The organism is Streptomyces sp. MH60, from assembly GCF_002939385.1.
Taxonomy (GTDB): Bacteria; Actinomycetota; Actinomycetes; order Streptomycetales; family Streptomycetaceae; genus Streptomyces.
The window spans coordinates 1-19,420 of the sequence record NZ_MULI01000003.1; the positions used below are offsets into that span (position 1 = coordinate 1).

Annotated in this window: 20 protein-coding genes and 2 pseudogenes; 13 read left to right on the forward strand and 9 right to left on the reverse strand. The window is 72.2% G+C overall.

Annotated features, from left to right (window positions below):
* Both BZZ08_RS03435 and BZZ08_RS03440 read right to left on the reverse strand, forming a co-directional pair.
* A pseudogene (locus BZZ08_RS03435) lies at nucleotides 1-827 on the reverse strand (SCO7613 C-terminal domain-containing membrane protein); the annotation flags it as partial.
* A gap of 104 nt (nucleotides 828-931) precedes the next feature.
* Nucleotides 932-1,378: an ATP-binding protein gene (locus BZZ08_RS03440; RefSeq protein WP_198601264.1), complete on the reverse strand. Its 447-nt coding sequence runs from the start codon at nucleotides 1,376-1,378 to the stop codon at nucleotides 932-934.
* 224 nt (nucleotides 1,379-1,602) lie between these two features.
* Between BZZ08_RS03440 and BZZ08_RS03445 the strand changes: the two genes are divergently transcribed.
* From BZZ08_RS03445 to BZZ08_RS03475, 7 genes are all read left to right on the forward strand, one after another.
* A complete protein-coding gene (locus BZZ08_RS03445) occupies nucleotides 1,603-2,475 on the forward strand; it encodes a helix-turn-helix domain-containing protein (protein WP_104630622.1) in 873 nt (290 codons plus the stop codon).
* Nucleotides 2,472-2,741 carry a DUF397 domain-containing protein gene (locus BZZ08_RS03450; protein WP_104630623.1) on the forward strand — a complete coding sequence of 90 codons (270 nt, stop codon included), beginning with the start codon at nucleotides 2,472-2,474 and terminating at the stop codon, nucleotides 2,739-2,741. Before BZZ08_RS03445 ends, BZZ08_RS03450 begins: the two co-directional genes overlap by 4 nt.
* The gene (locus tag BZZ08_RS03455; protein WP_104630624.1) at nucleotides 2,738-3,553 is read left to right on the forward strand and encodes an SAM-dependent methyltransferase; all 816 of its coding nucleotides are present in this window, start codon (nucleotides 2,738-2,740) and stop codon (nucleotides 3,551-3,553) included. Before BZZ08_RS03450 ends, BZZ08_RS03455 begins: the two co-directional genes overlap by 4 nt.
* Before the next feature lie 41 nt (nucleotides 3,554-3,594).
* The gene (locus BZZ08_RS03460; RefSeq protein ID WP_198601265.1) at nucleotides 3,595-4,353 is read left to right on the forward strand and encodes an IclR family transcriptional regulator; all 759 of its coding nucleotides are present in this window, start codon (nucleotides 3,595-3,597) and stop codon (nucleotides 4,351-4,353) included.
* A gap of 85 nt (nucleotides 4,354-4,438) precedes the next feature.
* Nucleotides 4,439-4,843 carry an STAS domain-containing protein gene (locus BZZ08_RS03465; RefSeq protein ID WP_104630626.1) on the forward strand — a complete coding sequence of 135 codons (405 nt, stop codon included), beginning with the start codon at nucleotides 4,439-4,441 and terminating at the stop codon, nucleotides 4,841-4,843.
* Nucleotides 4,844-4,951: 108 nt separating this feature from the next.
* Nucleotides 4,952-5,311, forward strand: coding sequence for a DUF488 domain-containing protein (locus BZZ08_RS03470; protein WP_104630627.1), 360 nt, complete (start codon nucleotides 4,952-4,954; stop codon nucleotides 5,309-5,311).
* Nucleotides 5,312-5,424: 113 nt separating this feature from the next.
* Entirely contained in the window at nucleotides 5,425-5,871 is a 447-nt protein-coding gene (locus BZZ08_RS03475) for a nuclear transport factor 2 family protein (RefSeq protein ID WP_104630628.1), read from the forward strand.
* 56 nt (nucleotides 5,872-5,927) lie between these two features.
* Here BZZ08_RS03475 and pntB read toward each other — a convergent pair whose 3' ends face one another.
* The 5 genes from pntB to BZZ08_RS03500 all read right to left on the reverse strand — a co-directional run bounded on the left by pntB (nucleotide 5,928) and on the right by BZZ08_RS03500 (nucleotide 11,320).
* Nucleotides 5,928-7,388 (reverse strand): Re/Si-specific NAD(P)(+) transhydrogenase subunit beta, encoded by a 1,461-nt coding sequence (gene pntB / locus BZZ08_RS03480; protein WP_198601266.1) that lies wholly within the window; start codon nucleotides 7,386-7,388, stop codon nucleotides 5,928-5,930.
* Entirely contained in the window at nucleotides 7,385-8,959 is a 1,575-nt protein-coding gene (locus tag BZZ08_RS03485; protein ID WP_104630630.1) for a Re/Si-specific NAD(P)(+) transhydrogenase subunit alpha, read from the reverse strand. Before BZZ08_RS03485 ends, pntB begins: the two co-directional genes overlap by 4 nt.
* Before the next feature lie 160 nt (nucleotides 8,960-9,119).
* Nucleotides 9,120-9,683: a TetR/AcrR family transcriptional regulator gene (locus tag BZZ08_RS03490; protein WP_104630631.1), complete on the reverse strand. Its 564-nt coding sequence runs from the start codon at nucleotides 9,681-9,683 to the stop codon at nucleotides 9,120-9,122.
* A 49-nt stretch (nucleotides 9,684-9,732) separates the two neighbouring features.
* A complete protein-coding gene (locus BZZ08_RS03495) occupies nucleotides 9,733-11,124 on the reverse strand; it encodes an amidase (protein WP_104630632.1) in 1,392 nt (463 codons plus the stop codon).
* Nucleotides 11,111-11,320 carry a hypothetical protein gene (locus tag BZZ08_RS03500; RefSeq protein ID WP_104630633.1) on the reverse strand — a complete coding sequence of 70 codons (210 nt, stop codon included), beginning with the start codon at nucleotides 11,318-11,320 and terminating at the stop codon, nucleotides 11,111-11,113. The genes BZZ08_RS03495 and BZZ08_RS03500 overlap by 14 nt, the downstream gene beginning before the upstream one ends.
* A gap of 168 nt (nucleotides 11,321-11,488) precedes the next feature.
* Between BZZ08_RS03500 and BZZ08_RS03505 the strand changes: the two genes are divergently transcribed.
* Both BZZ08_RS03505 and BZZ08_RS03510 read left to right on the forward strand, forming a co-directional pair.
* A complete protein-coding gene (locus tag BZZ08_RS03505) occupies nucleotides 11,489-12,412 on the forward strand; it encodes an MBL fold metallo-hydrolase (RefSeq protein WP_104630634.1) in 924 nt (307 codons plus the stop codon).
* A 4-nt stretch (nucleotides 12,413-12,416) separates the two neighbouring features.
* Nucleotides 12,417-12,578: pseudogene (locus BZZ08_RS03510) on the forward strand (GNAT family N-acetyltransferase); the annotation flags it as partial.
* Here BZZ08_RS03510 and BZZ08_RS03515 read toward each other — a convergent pair.
* A complete protein-coding gene (locus tag BZZ08_RS03515) occupies nucleotides 12,571-13,251 on the reverse strand; it encodes a TetR/AcrR family transcriptional regulator (protein WP_104630635.1) in 681 nt (226 codons plus the stop codon). The pseudogene BZZ08_RS03510 and the gene BZZ08_RS03515 overlap by 8 nt on opposite strands.
* 53 nt (nucleotides 13,252-13,304) lie before the next feature.
* Here BZZ08_RS03515 and BZZ08_RS03520 point away from each other — a divergent pair, with 53 nt between their 5' ends.
* On the forward strand, nucleotides 13,305-14,426 hold the full coding sequence (locus BZZ08_RS03520) for an FAD-dependent oxidoreductase (protein WP_104630636.1): 1,122 nt from the start codon (nucleotides 13,305-13,307) through the stop codon (nucleotides 14,424-14,426).
* A gap of 33 nt (nucleotides 14,427-14,459) precedes the next feature.
* Here the strand turns inward: BZZ08_RS03520 and rox are convergent, their stop codons facing one another.
* Nucleotides 14,460-15,938 carry a rifampin monooxygenase gene (gene rox, locus BZZ08_RS03525; RefSeq protein WP_104630637.1) on the reverse strand — a complete coding sequence of 493 codons (1,479 nt, stop codon included), beginning with the start codon at nucleotides 15,936-15,938 and terminating at the stop codon, nucleotides 14,460-14,462.
* Between the two features lie 282 nt (nucleotides 15,939-16,220).
* Here rox and BZZ08_RS03530 point away from each other — a divergent pair, with 282 nt between their 5' ends.
* From BZZ08_RS03530 to manD, 3 genes are all read left to right on the forward strand, one after another.
* Nucleotides 16,221-16,814: a dihydrofolate reductase family protein gene (locus BZZ08_RS03530; protein WP_104630638.1), complete on the forward strand. Its 594-nt coding sequence runs from the start codon at nucleotides 16,221-16,223 to the stop codon at nucleotides 16,812-16,814.
* A gap of 120 nt (nucleotides 16,815-16,934) precedes the next feature.
* A complete protein-coding gene (locus BZZ08_RS03535) occupies nucleotides 16,935-18,071 on the forward strand; it encodes a PQQ-dependent sugar dehydrogenase (RefSeq protein ID WP_198601281.1) in 1,137 nt (378 codons plus the stop codon).
* A 54-nt stretch (nucleotides 18,072-18,125) separates the two neighbouring features.
* A complete protein-coding gene (gene manD / locus BZZ08_RS03540) occupies nucleotides 18,126-19,367 on the forward strand; it encodes a D-mannonate dehydratase ManD (RefSeq protein ID WP_104630640.1) in 1,242 nt (413 codons plus the stop codon).
* Nucleotides 19,368-19,420 lie beyond the last annotated feature (53 nt).

The following is a 19,420-nucleotide window of genomic DNA, read 5'->3' on the forward strand; positions in this document are numbered from 1 at the left end:
GCCCGTGCGGCCGTGCCGGGGCCGGACGCGCTCCAGCAGAGCCACCCGGCCGACAGCACCCCGACGGAGCCTGTGCCCAGCGCGCCGACGACGGCGACCACACGCACCGGCGCCGGCGCGGCGCGCAGCGCGACGGCGGTGCCGCCGGCGGCGGTCGCCAGCAACACGGCGGTGAGCGTGTGCGGACCCGCGCCGACCGCGACCGCCCACAGCAGCAGGGGAAGGTGCGCGGTCGCCACGGCGAGCGGCAGGGGATGGAAGAGCCCGAAGCGCACACCGTACGCGGCCCACAGCGCGGTCAGGACGGCCGACGCGGCGGCCGTGTAACCGACACCGTCCGTGCCGGTGAACGCCACCTCGTGGAGCGCGTAGGCGTCGAGGACGGTCAGGGCCGTCCCCAGCCCGGACACGGCCTCGGCGGTCGACCTCAGCCCGCGCCGCAGCAATGCCACCGGCGCGCCCAGTGCGGCCACGGTCAGCGCACCGAGGACCAGCGCGCGCCCCGCGATCCCCAGGTGACCCCAGCTGACGAGGGTGAACGCGATCGCCGCGACCGTCAGCAGTACGCCTCCGAGCACCAGCAGCACGTTCTGCACGCCGGGCGCGGTGGCCTCCGGACGGTGAGCGACCGGACCGGCGCCCGGGCCGGTGGGCCACCCCCCTGGCGGCATACCGGGCCCCCGGGCGGGCTGCGGTGCGGCGGCCGTCCGCAGCGTGTGGACCAGCCACGCACGGCGCCGCAGCAGGACGGCGCGGCGCACGTCGAGTTGCCGCAGCTCGGCGTCGAGGACCCGCAGTTCCTCGGCCGGGGGCGGAAGATTCGTCATGCCCCGGAGTGTGGCCCTCGCCACGTGCCGGGACATGAGCGCGGATACTCAGCTCGTACTCATCAGTCCCGTCGGCGCGCTCCCGTCGGCGCGTTCCGGTGGGCTCAGACCCCGATCCGGAGAACGGCCCAGACGGTGTTGCCCCCGGTGCGTCCGGACCGGGCGGTGCCCCAGGAGTCCGCGAGCTGCTGCACGATCAGCAGCCCCCGGCCGCCCTCGTCCTGTGCGCCGGAGTGGCACCCGGCCGGACGGGCCGACGTGCGTCCGTCGTCGTGCACCTCGATCCGCAGCTGTTCGCGCGAGGTCAGCGACAGGCCGCACAGCATGCGGTCACTGCCCGAGTGGATCACCGCGTTGGTCGCCAGTTCCGACACGAGCAGGACCGCGTCGGTGCACACGTCGCCGGGAAGCCGCCAGGCGCGAAGCTGCCGGCGCACCGTGTCGCGCGCCGTCCGCACGCTGATCCGCAGCGAGGGAAGGTCGAACCAGTGTTCCCGGTCCGGATGCGTCGGCGGTAACAGTCCGGGCGAGGGGCTCGTGTGGGGGGTCACGGTGATCGCCTTCCAGTCAGGACGGGCGCGATGGGGGAGCGGGCCTCGGCGGGCGCGGACGGGACGGCGGTCGGACGGGCAGGCTCACGGACGCAACTATGCTCGCCGTCCGGTTCAGGCTGCAACCGAATCCCTGATAATTTCAGGAAGACCGCTTCAGTCTGGTGCCATCACCAAGTCGCTGCCACAATGGCGCCGGTGACAGCCCGTCAGGAGGTGGGGGCGTGAGTGAAGCTCGGTCCGGCGCGGGCACCAGCGCCCCGACGGTGCTGCGCATGATCCTGGGCCGCCGGCTCCAGGAGATGCGGCAGGACGCGGGCGCCTCACTGGCCGACGCCGCCAAGGCACTCCGGGTCACGCCCCTGACGATCCGCCGGCTGGAGAAGGCCGAAGTCGCCCTCAAACCCCTCTATGTCGAGAAGCTCCTGCAGACGTACGGAAGAGCACAGCAGGAGACGGACGAGTTCGTCGCGCTCGCCGAGCAGGCCAACCGGCCCGGCTGGTGGCACGCCTACCGCGACGTGCTGCCCAACTGGTTCACCGCGTACGTCAGCCTGGAGACCGGCGCCGGCACCCTGCGCACCTACGAACCCCACTACGTCACGGGGCTGCTCCAGACCCCCGCGTACGCCCGCGGCGTCCTGGGCGGAGGCTTCCCGAACGGCTCCGAGGAGGAGTTGGAGCGCCGCGTCGGGCTGCGGCTGCGCCGGCAGAGCCTGCTGGAGCGGGAGAACGCCCCCACCCTCTGGGTGGTCATGGAGGAAGCGGTCCTGCACCGGGTCGTCGGCGGTCCGGACGTGATGCGCGAGCAGATCGACCGGCTCCTGGAGGTGTCCGAGCTGGAGCACGTCAGCATCGACATCCTGCCCTTCGCCGTCGGCGCCCACGTCGGGGCCTGCGCCCCCTTCACCTACTTCCGGTTCGAGGAGCCGGAGCTGCCCGACGTCGTCTACAGCGAGATCCTCTCCGCGTCGATGTACCTGGACGAACGGGCCGACGTCGTCGCCCACCTGGAGGCGCACAACAGGATGTCGCTGCTCACCTCGGCACGGGACAGCACGGCACTCCTGAACCGCATGCGCAAGGAGTACTCATGAGCACCACCGACGAGACCGTGTACAACGGGATGCCCGCCTGCGACCTCGGGGAAAGCGGCTGGGAACGCCCGTGGAGCGGACCCAACGGCGGCCAGTGCGTGGAGACCAAGCAACTCGCCGACGGACGCGTCGCGATGCGTCAGTCCACAGACCCGTCCGGCCCCGCGCTCATCTACACGCCCGAGGAGATCGGCGCGTTCGTCCGGGGAGTCAAGCAGGGCATGGCGGACCACCTCACGGCCGGCCTTCCGAAGGGAACAGGATGAGCAACACCCACGCCGCGCGGGACCTCGACACCAGCAGGCCGCACTCGGCCCGCATGTACGACTACTACCTCGGTGGCAAGGACCACTTCCCGGTCGACGAACAGGCCGCCGAAGCGGTCGCCGAGGCCTACCCGGGCATCTTCACCTGTGCCCGGGAGAACCGCGCCTTCATGCATCGCGCCACTCGGGTACTGGCACAGGAGCACGGCATCCGGCAGTGGCTGGACATCGGCACCGGCATCCCCACCGAGCCGAACGTGCACCAGGTGGCGCAGTCCGTGGTCCCCGAGGCCCGGGTGGTGTACGCCGACAACGACCCGCTCGTCCTGAAGTACGCCGAGCGCCTGATGCGCAGCACCCCGCAGGGCCGCACCACCTACATCGAGGCCGACGTCAACGACCCCGACTCCCTGCTGACCGCGCCCGAGCTGGCCGAGGTGCTCGACCTGTCCCAGCCGGTCGCCCTGTCGCTGAACGCCCTGATGCACTTCATCACGGACGCCCGCGACCCGTACGGCATCGTCGACCGGCTGATGGCGGCCCTCCCGGCGGGCAGCGCCCTCGCGCTGAGTCACTGCACGCCCGACTTCGACCCGCCCACCTGGGAGAAGGTCACGGACATCTACACCGGCGCGGGCACGCCGGTGCGGTTCCGCTCGCAGAAGGACGTCACCCGCTTCTTCGACGGGCTCGACCTGCTCGAACCGGGCGTCACCGTCGGTCACCGCTGGCGACCGTCCCAGCCCACCGGGCCGGACGCCCCCACCGACGCCCAGGTCAGTCTGTGGGCCGGGGTCGGCATCAAGCCGTAGCGCACTTGCCCGACCGCTCCGGTGGGGCGCACGGTGGAGGGGTGAGCGGTCAGGAGGGCCCCACGCTCATCTCCTCGGTGCAGCGAGCGTTCCGGCTGATGGAGGCCGTGGGCGCCCACGCGAGCGGCGTACCGGCCAAGCAGCTGGCGCGCGAGACGGGCCTGGCCCTGGGCACCACCTACCACCTGCTCCGCACCATGGTCCACGACGGCTACGTGCGCAAACTCGAGGACGGCACGTTCGTCCTGGGCGAGAGGCTGGGCGCGCTGCACGCGGGCAGCCGCGACCAGACGGCGCTCAGCAGGGTCCGCCCCACCCTCACCGAGCTGCGGGACGACCTGTCGGCCGCGGCCTATCTGACCCTCTACGAGGAGGGCGAGATCCGGGTCGCGGAGATCGTGGACGGGCCGAAGGCCCCCCGCGTGGATCTCTGGGTCGGCTTCGAGGACGCCGGGCACGCGACGGCGCTGGGCAAGAGCGTACTGCGCGAGCTGGACGCCGACGCCCGCGCCGAGTACCTCTCCCGCCACACGCTGAACGATCTCACCCCGCGGACCGTCACCTACCGTGCCGAGCTGCTGCGGCGCCTGGACTCCTCCCCGCGCGGCCCGGCCGTGACCGACATCGAGGAGTACCGCCTGGGCACCGCGTGCGTCGCGGTCCCCGTCCGCCGGGGCGACACCATCGGCTCGCTCGGCATCTCGCTGGACGTCAACCGCACGGACCGCCTCGACGACGCCGTCACGACGCTGCTCACCACCGCGGAGCGGGTGTCCCGGGGGCTCTCGCTCACCATCTGAAATCCGGGCCCTTGTGGCAGCACGGCCGTACCGCGTTTCCTGGATGAGACGGGCAAACCGGACAGACTCGCAGGGGAGTGAGAGCGTGAGTGAGCAAGGCGTCGCAGGGCCGCACGTACCGGTCGGCAGCCACCTGGCGAACGGCTGGACGGTCGTCCGGGCCGACGACGAGATCGACATCGCCTTCGCGCCGCTCGTCCGGGCCGAGGTGGCACGACGCCTCGCCGACGGCCACCGGCACTTCGTGCTGGACCTGTGCGACACCCCGTTCCTCGACTCCATGGGACTCGGCATGATCGTGGCCGTGACCAAGCGCATCCGGAACCATGACGGATCACTGCGGATCGCCTGCTCCGACCAGCGGCTCCTGCACGTCTTCGCCCTCGGCGGCCTGGGGACGGTCTACTCCTTCCACGACTCGGTGGAGCAGGCCGTCGCGCAGCCTCCCGGCACGGAGGGGCTGGCCGGCTGGCCGCGCGTGCGAGCCTGACGAGGGCGCCGTCGGCTTGTGTTTGGGCCCGCCGTGGCGGTTCACCTGGAGCGGGACGGCGCAAGGGAAGCGCTGCCCGGGTCGTCTCTCGTCTGGGGAAGGTGGGTCATGGCCACACGGTTCGGATACCGGAGGATCTACGAAAGCCCCACACCGCAGGACGGCAAGCGCGTGCTCGTCGACCGTCTGTGGCCGCGTGGCGTCAGCAAGGAGAAGGCCGATCTGGACGAGTGGCTGCGCGACGTCGCCCCGTCGACCGGTCTGCGGCGCTGGTACCACCACGATCCGCGGCGCTACGACGAATTCCGGCGCCGCTACGTCGCCGAGCTGGAGGACCCCGACCACCAGCCGGCGCTGGAGCGCCTGCGCGCCCTCTCGGCAGACGCCAAGGTGACCCTGCTCACGGCCACCAAGGACGTGGACCACAGCGAGGCGGCCGCCCTGGCCCAGTGGCTGGACGGCACCTGAAGAGGGGGCCGAGCCCGGCCCTACCCCGGAGGTAATCGCTTCGCCCGGCGCGCGTCGACAGGATGGGCCCTCTCTCCGCATCGACGGGATGCGGTCCCCGGAGGAGGTCAGCCATGCCCACGGCCCCATCGACGCACACCCGCTCCGTGGTGGCAGAGCTGCTGCGCAGGATCGGCGCTGGCGACCCCGGGCACATCGCCGAGCTGTACGCCGAACAGGCCGACTGGAGACTCGACTGGCCCGAGTCCGAGCACGGCCGTCCCGCCACCCCGTGGATCCGTCACCGGTCCACCCGCGCGGACGCGGCGGCCCACTACCGCCTGCTCGCCGAGCACCACATCCCCGCGCAGGCCGCCACCGAGGTGGAGCGCATCCTCGTCGACGGGAGCGACGCGGTCGTACTCGGCGAGATCCGCCAGACCGCCCGCCCCACCGGACGCGCCTACCGCGCCCGCTTCGCCCTCCACCTCACCGTCGAGAACGGCCTCATCACCCGCCACCACGTCTACGAGGACAGCCTCACCGTCGCCCGGGCCTTCGAGACGACGGCCCGCGAGTGAGGGCTCGCGGGCGGACAGCACCTCGAGAGGGCATCACGCTCCTGTACCGCCCGGGGTCACCGCATCGCCGTCACCCCCTGCGCGGGGGCCGTGGGCCCTGGCCCGGCCCCGGGGCCGAGGGCCTCCAGGATCGCCTCGACGCTCTGTTTGGCGTCGCCGAAGAGCATGCCGCTGTTCTCCCGGAAGAACAGCGGGTTCTGCACGCCCGCGTAGCCGGAGGCCATCGAGCGCTTGAAGACGACGACCTGCTCCGCCTCCCAGACCCGCAGCACGGGCATACCCGCGATCGGACTGGCGGGGTCCTCCGTCGCCGAGGGGTTGACCGTGTCGTTCGCACCGATGACCAGCACGACCGAGGTGTCCGCGAAGTCGTCGTTGATCTCGTCCATCTCCAGGACGATGTCGTACGGCACCTTCGCCTCGGCCAGCAGCACGTTCATGTGCCCGGGCAGCCGCCCGGCGACGGGGTGGACGCCGAAGCGCACCTCGATGCCGCGCTCGCGCAGCCGCCGGGTCAGCTCCGCGACCGGATGCTGGGCCTGTGCCACGGCCATGCCGTATCCGGGAGTGATCACCACGGACCGCGCCCGCGCGAGCAGTTCGGCCGCCTCGTGCGCCCGTATCTCGCGGTGCTCGCCCTGCTCGTCGGCACCGCTCGGCGGGGCCTCGATGCCGAAGCCACCCGCGATGACGGAGAGGAAGGAACGGTTCATCGCCTGGCACATGATGTAGCTCAGATACGCACCGGACGAACCGACCAGCGCCCCGGTGACGATGAGCAGGTTGTTGTCGAGCAGGAAACCGGCCGCGGCCGCGGCCCAGCCGGAGTAGCTGTTGAGCATCGAGACGACCACGGGCATGTCGCCACCGCCGATGGAGGCCACCAGATGCCACCCCAGGGCGAGCGCCAGCACCGTGACCGCCACCATCAGCGGAAGGCCCGGACTGACGGTGAACCAGACCGTCAGCACCGCGAACACGGCCAGCGCGCCCAGGTTGAGGGCGTTCTTGCCGGGCAGTGTGAGCGGCCGGGACTTGATCCGCGCGGACAGCTTCAGGTACGCGACCACCGAGCCGGTGAAGGTGACCGCGCCGATGAAGACACCGATGAACACCTCGGCGTGGTGGATGCCGATCAGATCGCCGGCGATCCGGCCCCGCGAGCCGTGGGCCTCGACCTCCAGGTAGCTGTTCCAGCCGACCAGGACGGCCGCGAGGCCGACGAAGCTGTGCAGCACCGCGATCAGTTCGGGCATCTGCGTCATCTCCACGCGCCGCGCCCGCCACAGGCCCAGCGCGGCACCGGTCACCATGGCGAGCAGGATCAGCGCGACCGGCCCGGCGGACACGCTCCGCGCCGAGACCACGACGGTGGCGACCAGGGCGAGGGCCATCCCCACGATGCCGTAGACGACGCCGGCGCGTGACGTCCGGTGCTGGGACAGACCGGCGAGGCTGAGGACGAACAGCAGGGCGGCCACCAGGTCGGCGGCGCGGGAGGCGGTCATGGACGTCATCGGGACTCGCCTCTCGAGAACATGGACAGCATGCGGCGGGTGACGGCGAAACCGCCGAAGATGTTCACGCTGGTCAGCAGGATCGCCACGGAGGACAGCACGGTGACGAGCGTGCCCTCGTGTCCGATCTGCACGAGGGCACCGATCACCACGATCCCGGAGATGGCATTGGTCACCGACATCAGCGGGGTGTGCAGGGAGTGGTGGACCTTGCCGATCACGTAGTAGCCGATGACCACGGACAGCGCGAACACCGTGAAGTTCTCCGCCAGTTGGGCCGGGGCGAAGGCGACCAGCAGGAAGGTCGCCAGCATGCCGAGGCCGATCAGGCCGAAGCGTCCCGCCGGGGTGATCCCGGACGGCTTCGCGCCCACCGGTGCGGCGGGGGACGCCGCCTCCGGCGCGGTCGAGGGCGGGGCGGCCGACACGGTTACCGGAGGGGGAGGCCAGGTGACCGTGCCCGCGCGGACCACGGTCACGGTCCGCTGCACCACGTCGTCGAAGTCGATGACGAGCCGGCCGTCCTTGCCGGGGGTGAGCAGCCGCAGCAGGTTGGCCAGGTTGGTGCCGAACAGCTGTGACGCCTGGGCGGGCAGCCGGGCCGCCAGGTCCGTGTAGCCGATGACGGTCACTCCGTTGTCGGTCACCACGCTCCGGCCCGGGACGGTCCCCTCCACGTTGCCGCCCTGCGCGGCGGCCATGTCGACGATGACACTGCCCGGCCTCATCGCCGCCACGTCGGCGGCGGTCACCAGGCGCGGGGCGGGCCGCCCGGGGATCAGCGCGGTGGTGACGACGACGTCCACATCGCGGGCCTGCTCGTGGTAGAGCCGGGCCGCGGCGCGGTCGTAGTCGGCCGACGTCGCCCTGGCGTAGCCGTCGGTGCTCTCCTCCTGCGCCACGTCCACCGCGAGGTACTCACCGCCCAAGGACCGCACCTGGTCGGCGACTTCGGGCCGCGGGTCGGTGGCGCGCACGATCGCGCCCAGACTGGAGGCGGCGCCGATGGCGGCGAGCCCCGCGACCCCGGCCCCGGCGACCAGGACCTTCGCCGGCGGTACCTTGCCCGCCGCGGTGACCTGCCCGGTGAAGAACCGTCCGAAGACATGGGCCGCCTCGATCACCGCCCGGTACCCGGCGATGTTGGCCATGGAGCTGAGCACGTCCATCGACTGCGCCCGCGATATCCGCGGCACCGCGTCCAGGGCGAGCACCGTGACGTCACGCGCGGCGAGCGCCTCCAGCAACTCCGGCCGCTGTGCCGGTGCGACGAGCGCCACCAGCGTCGTTCCCGCGCGCAGCCGCGCGATCTCCTCGTCGGTCGGCGCGTTGACCTTGAGTACGACGTCCGCGGCCCACGCCTCGCCGGGACTCGCCCCCGCCTCGGCGTACGCCTCGTCGCCGAACCCGGAGGCCGCGCCGGCTCCCGGCTCGACGACGACCTCGTAACCGAGGCCGAGCAGCAGGCGGACCGTCGAGGGCGTCGCGGCGACGCGCGTCTCCCCGGGCAAGGACTCGGCGACGACGCCGACGCGTTGGGGTGGGTGGTGAGCGGGCTGGTGTCCAGTCATGTCCAGTCTCTCGTCGAGGCGTTGTTGCCGGGTTCCGTACCCAGCGGAGGACGGCGAGGCACCGAGAACCCGGATTCCGGACCGCCTCCGGCCACATCCTGGAGGAGGGCCGGAGGCGCGCGGGCGAGAGAGACGGCCGATGTCGCGCGGGCGCCCCCGGTCAGGGGCCGGTCCGCCCCAGGACCTCCGCGACGAGCCGCCGCGCGTACGCGGCGTCGAGCCCGTCCGGGCGGAAGAGGATGCGGTACATCAAGGGGGCGACGACGCGGTCCATGACGGTCTCGACATCGGGCGTGTCGTCCCCGCGTCCGGCCGCGCGGGCGAGCACGGTCCCGAGCTGCTCGGCGGCGTAGGCGGAGCACTGGCCGGCGTTGCCGCCGTCCGGGTCGCCGAGCAGGGCGTCGCGGATGTAGGCGCGGCCGGCGGGGGAGGCCATCTCGTCGAGGAACTGCTCGGCCCAGGCCGTCAGGTCGGCGTACAGGGTGCCGTGGTCCTGGGGGGCGGTGTCGGGGCGGAGCCGCTCGACCGCGACGTCCGACAGCAGTTCCTGCAGGTCTCCCCAGCGCCGGTAGATCGTCGACGGTGTCACGCCCGCGCGCCGGGCGACCAGCGGTACGGTCAGGGCGTCCCGCCCCACCTCCGACGCCAGCTCGCGCACGGCGTCGTGCACCGCTGCCTGGACCCGGGCGCTGCGCCCGCCGGGACGCACCATCTGCCTGCTCATGACAGCCACCCTAAAGCAAATTCATTGCGTCTAGGGGGTCGGTGCTCGTTCACGCGGCCTGTGCGATCCCGCGGGCGGGCCGGCTCTGTTCGTAGGCGTGACCGGCCCGCAGGAGGACGCGCTCTCCGAGCGGTCGTCCGAGCAGCTGCATGCCGATGGGGAGCCCCGTCGTGTCGTGGCCGACCGGCAGGGACAGGGACGGCACGCCGGTGATGTTGGCGGGGGACGACAGGCGGACGTAGGCGTCGGACACGCCCTCGACCGTGCCGTCGGCCCAGGTGATCGTCTCCTGACCGGCCCGGACGGCGGTCGCCGGGACGCTGGGGGCGGCGATCAGGTCCACCTCCCGGAACATGGCCGCCCATTCCCGGCGCATGAGGGTGCGGGCGCGCTGGGCGCGGAGGTAGTCCCCGGCCGGCATCAGTTCGCCGGCCTCGAGCAGGATGCGGACGTCGGCCTGGTAGAGCTCGGGGACGGTGCGCAGCGTGCGCTCGTGGTAGGCGGTGGCCTCGGGCACCATCAGACCCCACTGCGTGGCCTGGATGTAGCGGGTCATGGGGATCTCGACCTCGACGAGACGCGCCCCGAGTTCCTCGAGCCGGTCGATCGCGCCCCGGACGGCGGCTTCCACCTCCGGGTCGACGTGGTCGAAGTAGTAGGTGCGCGGCACACCGACGCGCAGCCCCGTGAGGTCGGTGTCCGCGTCCGGCCGGTACCGCGCGGCGGGTGCGGTCAGCGAGGCGGGGTCACGGGGATCGCGTCCGGCCAGGGTGTCCAGGACCAGGGCGGCGTCCTCGACGGTGCGGGTGATCGGGCCGACGTGGTCCAGTGACCAGGACAGGGACGTGACGCCGTGCCGGGGGACGAGCCCGTACGTCGGCTTGAGGCCGACGACCCCGTTCAGCGCGGCGGGCACCCGGATCGACCCCCCGGTGTCGGTGCCCAGGGCGAAGGTGGCGGTACCCGCGGCCACGGCGACGGCGGACCCGCCGCTGGATCCTCCGGCCACCCGGCCGGTGTCCCACGCGTTGCTGGTCTGCGGCGTGGTCAGCCCGTAGGCGAACTCGTGGGTGTGGGTCTTGCCGACCAGGGCCGCGCCGGCCGCCTCCAGCCGGGCGGCGACGGTGCTGCTCGCCTCCGCGCGGTGGCCGGCGCGGACCCGTGAACTGGCCGACGTCGCGATGCCGGCGACGTCGATGAGGTCCTTCAGTCCCATCGGGATGCCGTGCAGCGGGCCGCGGTGGCGGCCGGCCGCGATGTCGCTCTCCGCCGCACGCGCGGCCCGGCGGGTGTGCTCCGCGGTGACGGTGACGTAGGCCTGAAGGCGCGGCTCGGCCTGTCCGACGCGGTCCAGGACGGAGTCCACCAGCTCGACGGGGGACAGGCGCCGGGTCCGGACGGCGTCGGCGGCCGCGCTGAGGGTCAGTTCATACGGCTGCATCGTGCGTCTCCTGTTCCGCGCGGTAGGCGGGGGCGGGCGGGGTGTCGGCGAAGTCCAGCTCCCGCAGGACGGCGACGACGGAGTGGATGTGATGGGCGGTGGCCGCGACCGCGGCATGGCGGTCCGCGGGCAACGGGAGCCCGGCGCGGGCGGCCCAGCGGGCCGCCTCCGGCGGGGTCGGTTCGGGGGAGGGCACGGACGTTCTCTCCTCGGGGCTGGGCGGTGGGGCGGAACGGGAACGATCAAAAGCTAAGTATTTGCGTTAGGTGGACTGTAGGACCTACTGTGGCTAAAAGCAAACAGATTGCGTTTAGCGCCGAGAGTCCCGCGCCCACCGACAGCACTCCGAAGGAAGCGACCGATCATGAGCACCGCCCCGTCCGCCGACCAGGCCGCCGTCCCGTACTGGACGGTGGGAGACGTCCGCGTGCACCGCGTCGACGAGGTCGCCCTGCCGGCCGCCACAGGGTCCTGGCTGCTGCCCGACGCCACCCCGGACCTCGTCGCCGGGCAGCCCTGGCTGCGTCCCCACTTCGCCGACGACGAGGGCACCCTGCGCATCGACAGCCACACCTTCGCGTTCACCGTCGGCGGGTCGCGCATCCTGGTGGACACCGGCATCGGCAACGGCAAGGAGCGGGCCAATCCCGCCTGGCACGACCTGCGCACCGACTTCCTCCAGCGCCTCACCGCCGCCGGATTCCCCCCGGACTCCGTCGACCTGGTGATCCTCACCCATCTGCACGCCGACCACGTCGGCTGGAACACGCGGCGGGAGAACGGGAAGTGGGTCCCCACCTTCCGCAACGCCCGCTATCTGACCTCCCGCACCGAGCGGGAGTTCTGGGCCGGGTACGACATGGAGGAGGCGCGCAGGCAGATGTTCCGCGACTCCGTGTTCCCGGTGGAGGAGGCGGGGCTGCTCGACCTCGTCGACGTCCCCGCCGAAGGCCTGGAGGCCGTCCCGGGCCTGCGCCTGCTCCCCACCCCCGGGCACACGCCCGGCCACCTCGCCCTGGAGCTGACCAGCCGCGGCCGGACCGCCCTGATCACCGGCGATTGCATCCACCACCCCGTTCAGCTCGCCCACCCCGCCGTGGGAGCCTGCGTCGACATCGACCCCGAACGGTCCGAGGCGTCCCGCCGCGAGCTGCTCGGCTCGCTCGCCGACACGGACACCCTCGTCCTGGGCACCCACTTCGCGCCGCCCACCGCCGGCCGTGTCGTCACCCACGAGGACACCTACCGGCTCCTGCCCGTCCCCGCCGGTACCGCCCGGCTTCGGTAAGGGCGGGCACGTCGTAGGTTGGCTGGAGGTGACCAGCCCCAACGCGCCGGCGATCCACGCCTACCGGCGTACGGGACTGGGCTTCTGCGGACTGGACACGGCGCTCTACGACGGCACGCCCGCGTCGGGCGGACAGGCCCTCTACATCGCGATGCCGCTCAGGTGAGTCTGGCGGCCACGGCGTCGAGCACCCAGTCGAGACCGGTCGCGAAGGACTCCCCGGCGTCCACGTGCGTGCCGTCGTGCACGGCCTTGGCCAGCGCCGGGAAGCGGCCCGTGGCCAGCATCCTCGTCACGTGGGGACCACGGGCGCGCTGCCACTCGGACTTGGACAGGCCCGTGGCGCGCTCGGCCCGCAGGTCCGCGATCTCGCGCCTGATCGCGCCGGTGAAGTAGGCGCTGACCGTCTCCACGGCGCGCATGACGGTGTCGACGTCGGCGAGGCCGTCGAGGGGGGCCAGTGTCGCCTCGGTCACGGCGAGGCCGTTCGGGCCCAGGGCCGGCCGGCCGCCGAGCAGATCGGCCAGCCAAGGGTGGCGCAGGGCGGCCTGCCGGGTCCGGTGGGCGAGGACGTACAGCGCCTCCCGCCAGTCACCGGGCCGCTCCTGGGGCAGGATCTCGGCGTACACCGCGTCCACCATGAGGTCCCACAGCTCGTCCTTGGTGGAGATGTAGCCGTACAGCCGCATCGGCCCGGCGTCCAGCCGGGCGGCGACCTTGCGCACGGACACGGCCGCCAGCCCGCCCTCGTCGGCGAGCGCGATCGCGGCGGCGACGATCCGCTCCCGGTCGAGCGGCACAGGGCGGTTCGGCGGCTCCGGCCGGTCCCAGACAGTCATGCCCCCACCGTACTGTTGCGATACATCGTAGAGAGACAATACGGTGTATCGACATGAGACAACGTATCGCCGTGGTCGGTGGCGGCCCCGCAGGACTTGCCTTCGCCCGCGTGCTGCACCGCCACGGCCATCCCGCCGCCGTCCTCGAGCGCGATGCAGCCCCCGGCGCCCGCCCCTCGGGCGGCACGCTCGACCTGCACGAAGGGCTGGGCCAGTCGGCCCTGGACAAAGCGGGGCTGCTCGCGGAGTTCCAGGCGTTGTCCCGCCCCGAGGGGCAGGCCATGCGCATCCTGGACCCGGACGGGACCGTGCTGCGCGACTGGCGACCGGGTCCGGACGACCGGGCCAATCCCGAGATCGACCGCGGGCAACTCCGCGACCTGCTGCTCGGTCCCCTCGACGTCCGGTGGGGGCAGGGCGTGGCGAAGGTGGTGCCGGGGGCCCGGGACGGCGTACGGGTCCACTTCGAGGACGGGCGGCAGGAGACGTACGACCTCGTCGTCGGCGCGGACGGCGCCTGGTCCCGCACCCGGCCGGCGGTCTCGTCGGTGACGCCGCACTACACCGGCGTCACCGCGATCGAGACCTCCCTGGCCGACGTCGACACCCGCCACCCCGACCTCGCCCGGCTGGTCGGGGACGGTTCCCTGGCCGTGTACGGCGCGAACCGGGCGATCGTCGCCCAGCGCGGCAGCGGCGGCCAGGTCAAGGCGTACGCCCAGTTCCGCGCGCCGCTGGACTGGCACACCCACCTGGACCTGACCGACGCCGAAGCCGTGCGGTCGAGCCTGCTGACCCTGTTCGACGGCTGGGCCGCGCCCGTCCTCGACCTCCTGCGCCGCGGCACCGCCTTCGTCCACCGCCCCCTGCACGTGCTGCCCGTGTCCCACACCTGGACCCATGTCCCCGGGGTGACGCTCCTGGGCGACGCCGCCCATCTGATGCCTCCCCTGGGGGCGGGCGCGAACCTCGCCCTGCTGGAGGGCGCCGAACTCGCCGAGTCCCTCGCCACCGGCCCCGCGGATCCGGACGGGGCCGTCCGCGCCTTCGAGGAGCGGATGTGGGCACGGGCCGAACGGTGGGCGAGGATCACGGCGGACGGTCTGGAGCGCCTGGTGAGCCCGGACCCCGCCGCGGCCCTCGCCGTCTTCGACCAGGTCCAGCCGTCCCGCTGAGCGGCGGCCTCACCGGCCGCCGCCGGGGCCGCGTCAGCCGGTGCGCTCGCCGAACCACCGGGAGAGCTGCCGCTCCAGCTCCTGCTGGTCGTCGCCGGTCCAGGCGACGTGGCCGTCCGGGCGCAGCAGCACGCACGGCACGTCCAGCGCCGCGGTGGGGTCCGCGAGGTGATCGACCCGGTCCGACCAGCCGCCGGCGGTCAGGCGTCCGGTGCGGTCCAGCAGCAGGCCGCGACCGCGGTGCAGCAGACCGTAGAGGTGGCCCTGCGCCGTCTCGATGTCCGGCAGGCGGCGGCCGAGCAGGTCGGGGCCCTCGCCGAGGTCGTAACGGAGGCCGGTCGCGGTGATCTTCTCGGTGAGGCGGCGGTTCACCTCGTCGATGTCCATCAGTTCGGTGAGCAGCCTGCGCACGGCCCGCGGGCCCGGTTCGGTGGAGTGCAGTTCCATCTGGGCACGGGTGTTGTCCAGCACGTCCGCGGCGACCGGACGGCGTTCGGCCTGGTAGGTGTCCAGCAGGGCGTCCGGCGCCCGGCCGCGGATCTGCGCGGCCAGTTTCCAGCCGAGGTTGAAGGCGTCCTGAAGGCCCAGGTTGAGCCCCTGTCCGCCGGTGGGCGGATGGATGTGCGCCGCGTCACCGGCCAGCAGTACCCGGCCGATCCGATAGTGCTCGGCCAGCCGGGTGGCGTCCCCGAAGCGGGACAGCCAGCGCGGGGAGTGCACGCCGAAATCGGTACCGGCGACGGCGTGCAGCTGCTTCCTGAAGTCGTCGAGGGTGGGCGGTTCCGTGCGGTCGCCGACTCCATCGGCGGGGACCACCACGCTGTAGACCCCGGCGCCGAAGGGGCGCAGCCAGAACCGCTGCTGGGTCGCGCGGACCTGGGCCACCCCGGCGGCGATCTCCTCCTGCGGCACACCCACTTCCATCTCGCCCATCAGCGTCTCGTTCCGCGAGGGCTCGCCCGGGAAGCCGACGCCCAGCAGCTTGCGCACGGTACTGCGCCCGCCGTCACAGCCGACGAGATAGCGCGCACGCAGCCGTTCACCGTCGGCCAGCTCCACGGTGACGCCCTCGTCGTCCTGCTGGAAACCGGCGACCGCACCTCCGCGCCGGATCCGGGCGCCCAGGGCGACGGCGTGTTCTTCGAGGAGCCGGACGACGACCGGCTGCGGGATGCCCAGCAGATAGGCGTACGGGGAATCGAGTCCCGCGGGTGCGGGCGCGGGGATGGCGGCGAAGAGTCCGCCGACCGGACGCCGTCGTCCGTGCTGGAGGAGGCGGTCCAGCAGTCCGCGCATGGCCATCAGCTCGATGCTGCGCATGTGGAGAGCGACGATGCGGACGAACGACACGGGCTCGGTGTCCTTCTCCAGAACGAGTACCCGCACGTCGTGCAGCCGCAGTTCGGCGGCCAGCATCGCGCCGGTCGGTCCGCAACCGGCGATGATCACATCGAATTCGCGTTCGGCCGGGTCGTTCGACGACGGCTCGGCGGTGAACTGCCCAGAGTTCATGGGTGTGGCCTTTCGGGAGTGCCTTGTGGTCGAGGCGCTCCCGGCGACACCTGCGTCAGTCGCCGGCCATGACGGGAAGGGGGAGCACCCACGTCGATACAGCGTTCATGGGTCTCACCTCCTGGGGCAGTGTCACGGTCCAGGACAAGCTACCGATGCGGGCGGCACCCCGTCCAATCCTTTTCGATGAGTTTCGGGCCCGGCACCGGTCGTATCCGGTAGGCACACCTACACCTGGCACATCCGGCACCCGGCACAGCTGCCGCAGGAAGGGACAGACCGATGTCATCAAGCCTCATGGTCGACTTCATCATCTCGCTCGACGGGTACGCGTCCGCGGAGGGCTGGCCCGGATTCTGGGGCATGGAGGGCCCCGAGTACCTCGCCTGGCTCGACGGGGACGCCGAGAAGCAGCACACCAGCCTCATGGGCGCCACGACGTACCGGCTGATGTCCGGGTTCGCTCGCCAGATGCCCGACGATCCCGGCTTCACCTGGCTGACCGCGATGCCCAAGGTGGTGTTCTCCTCGACCCTCCGGACCCCGTTGTCCTGGGACAACACGGAGCTGGTCCAGGGCGACGCCGTCGCGGCCGTGCGGGACATGAAGCGGGACGGGACGCGGCCCCTGCGCACCCTCGGCAGTCTCAGCCTGTGCCGGTCGCTGCTCGAAGCCGGTCTGGTCGACCGCTTCCGCGTGGTCGTCTTCCCCGTCATCACCGGCGCGACCGGCAAGGAGCGGATCTTCGACGCGTACCCGGACGTCACCCTCGACCTCGTCGAGAGCCGCACCTTCGACGGCCGGCTCCAGTTGCTGGAGTACGTTCCCACGATCCTGGACGGGCCGCCCTCGGCCGGCGGCCGGGACGAGTCCTAGACGGCCCCAACTCGGCCGGAAGAAGCGCGCATTGGTCTAGGCCAGAGCGCCGTGGCCCCGTATTCTCGGTGGTGGCCGGCGACGGAACTTCCCCCCACTCACCGCCTCCGGGAGGCCATGGTGAACGTTCGCACCCGAATATCGGCGATCATCGGCACGCTGGGACTCGTCGGGTCCCTGGCCCTGGCCACGGCATCCGCCGACGAGTCCCGCGCCCCCGGCGACGCGGCGCAGATCGCGCTGACCGAGGTGGCCCGGGCCGAGAACCCGACGGCCGGAGCCGCGGGACCGAAGGACACGGTGTGGATCGCCGAACGCGCGGGCACCGTCCGGGTCCTCGACGGCGACGGACTCGGCGACCCCGTGCTCGACATCTCCGACGAGACCACCACCGACGGCGAACGCGGCCTGCTCGGCATGGCGTTCGACAAGGACTTCGCGCACCTCTACCTCTCCTACACCGACCTCCAGGGAACCAGCACCATCGACGAGTTCGCCGTCCAGGACGGCACGGTCCAGGAGGGCACCCGGCGCACCGTCCTCACCCAGGAGCAGCCCGAGTCCAACCACAACGGCGGCGACATCGAGTTCGGTCCCGACGGTCACCTCTACATCGCGTTCGGCGACGGAGGGGGCGGCGGCGACCCCGAGGGCAACGGCCAGCGGCTCGACACCCTGCTCGGCAAGCTGCTGCGGATCGACCCCCAGGGCGGCGACCCCTACGCGATCCCGGAGGACAACCCCTTCGCCGGCGACCCGAACGCCAAGGGCGAGATCTGGGCGTACGGGCTGCGCAACCCGTGGCGGTTCTCCTTCGACGCCGACTCGGGCGACCTGCTGATCGCCGACGTCGGGCAGAGCGACTGGGAGGAGATCGACTGGGCGCCCGCGAGCAGCGCCGGCGGCGAGAACTACGGCTGGTCGCGGATGGAGGGCACACACCCCTTCCGCGGCGGCACCGAGCCCGCGAACCACGTTCCGCCGATCCACGAGTACGACCGCACCGGCCTCGGCTGCTCGGTCACCGGCGGCTACGTGTACCGCGGCGAGGCGATCGCGGACCTCGAGGGGCAGTACGTCTACAGCGACTACTGCGACGGCACCCTGCGCTCCCTGGAGATCGAGAACGGCGAGGTGACCGCCGAGCACGACCTCGGGGTGAACGGCGGAGAGGTCGTGTCCTTCGCCCAGGGCGGCGACGGCGAGCTGTACGTCCTCGCCATCGGGGGTACGGTTTCCCGCGTCGACCCGGCGTGATCACGGCACCGGCCTGACCACCCGGGCTCGCGTCTCGGAAGGAGCACCGCCCCCGTGAAGATCACCGCTGCCGATGTCGTCGTCACCAGCCCAGGGCGCAACTTCGTCACCCTGCGCATCACCACCGAGGACGGACTCACCGGCCTCGGCGACGCCACCCTCAACGGACGTGAACTGGCCGTCGAGGCCTACCTGCGCGAGCACGTGGCCCCGTTGCTGCTCGGACGGGACGCGCACGCCGTCGAGGACACCTGGCAGTACCTGTACCGGGGCGCGTACTGGCGCCGGGGCCCGGTCACCATGGCGGCCGTCGCCGCCGTGGACACCGCGCTGTGGGACATCAAGGGCAAGGCGGCGGGCATGCCCGTGTACCAACTCCTCGGCGGTGCCTGCCGCACGGGCGCCCTGGCCTACGGCCACGCCTCCGGCCGGGACATACCCGAACTGCTCGACTCGGTGCGCGAGCACCTGGCGGACGGCTTCCGGGCCGTCCGCATCCAGAGCGGCATCCCCGGCCTCGACTCCGTGTACGGCGTCGCCGCCTCCGCCGCGGGCGACGGGGACCGCTACGACTACGAGCCCGCCCGGCGCACCGGCACCGCCCACCCGCGTCCCACCGAGGAGACCTGGGACACCCGCGCCTACCTGCGCCACATGCCCACCGTGTTCGAAGCCGTCCGGCACACCTTCGGCCCCGAACTCCCGCTGCTGCACGACGGACACCACCGGATGACACCCATCCAGGCGGCGCGGCTCGGCAAGGACCTCGAACCGTACGACCTCTTCTGGCTGGAGGACGCGACACCGGGCGAGGACCAGCGGGCACTGCGGCTGATCCGGGAGCACACCACCACACCCCTGGCCATCGGGGAGGTCTTCAACTCCGTCCACGACTACACCACGCTGCTCCAGGAACGGCTGATCGACTACGTCCGCTCGGCGGTGACCCACACCGGCGGCATCACCGCCGTACGCAAACTGCTCGACATGGCCGCCGTGTACGGCATCAGGTCCGGCATGCACGGCCCGACGGACATCTCACCCGTGGGCATGGCGGCCGCCCTCCACCTCGACCTCGCCGTGCACAACTTCGGCATCCAGGAGTACATGCGCCACGCCCCCCAGACCCTGGAGGTCTTCCGCACCTCCTACCGCTTCGAGGACGGCCTCCTGCACCCCGGCGACGCCCCCGGTCTCGGCGTCGAACTCGACGACGAGGCCGCGGCCCGCTTCCCCTACGAGCCCGCCTACCTGCCCGTGAACCGCCTCGGGGACGGCACGGTGCACGATTGGTGAGGCACCGGGACACCCGTGGCGCGTGGCAGAGTGGAGACGCCCCCCGTCGTCCC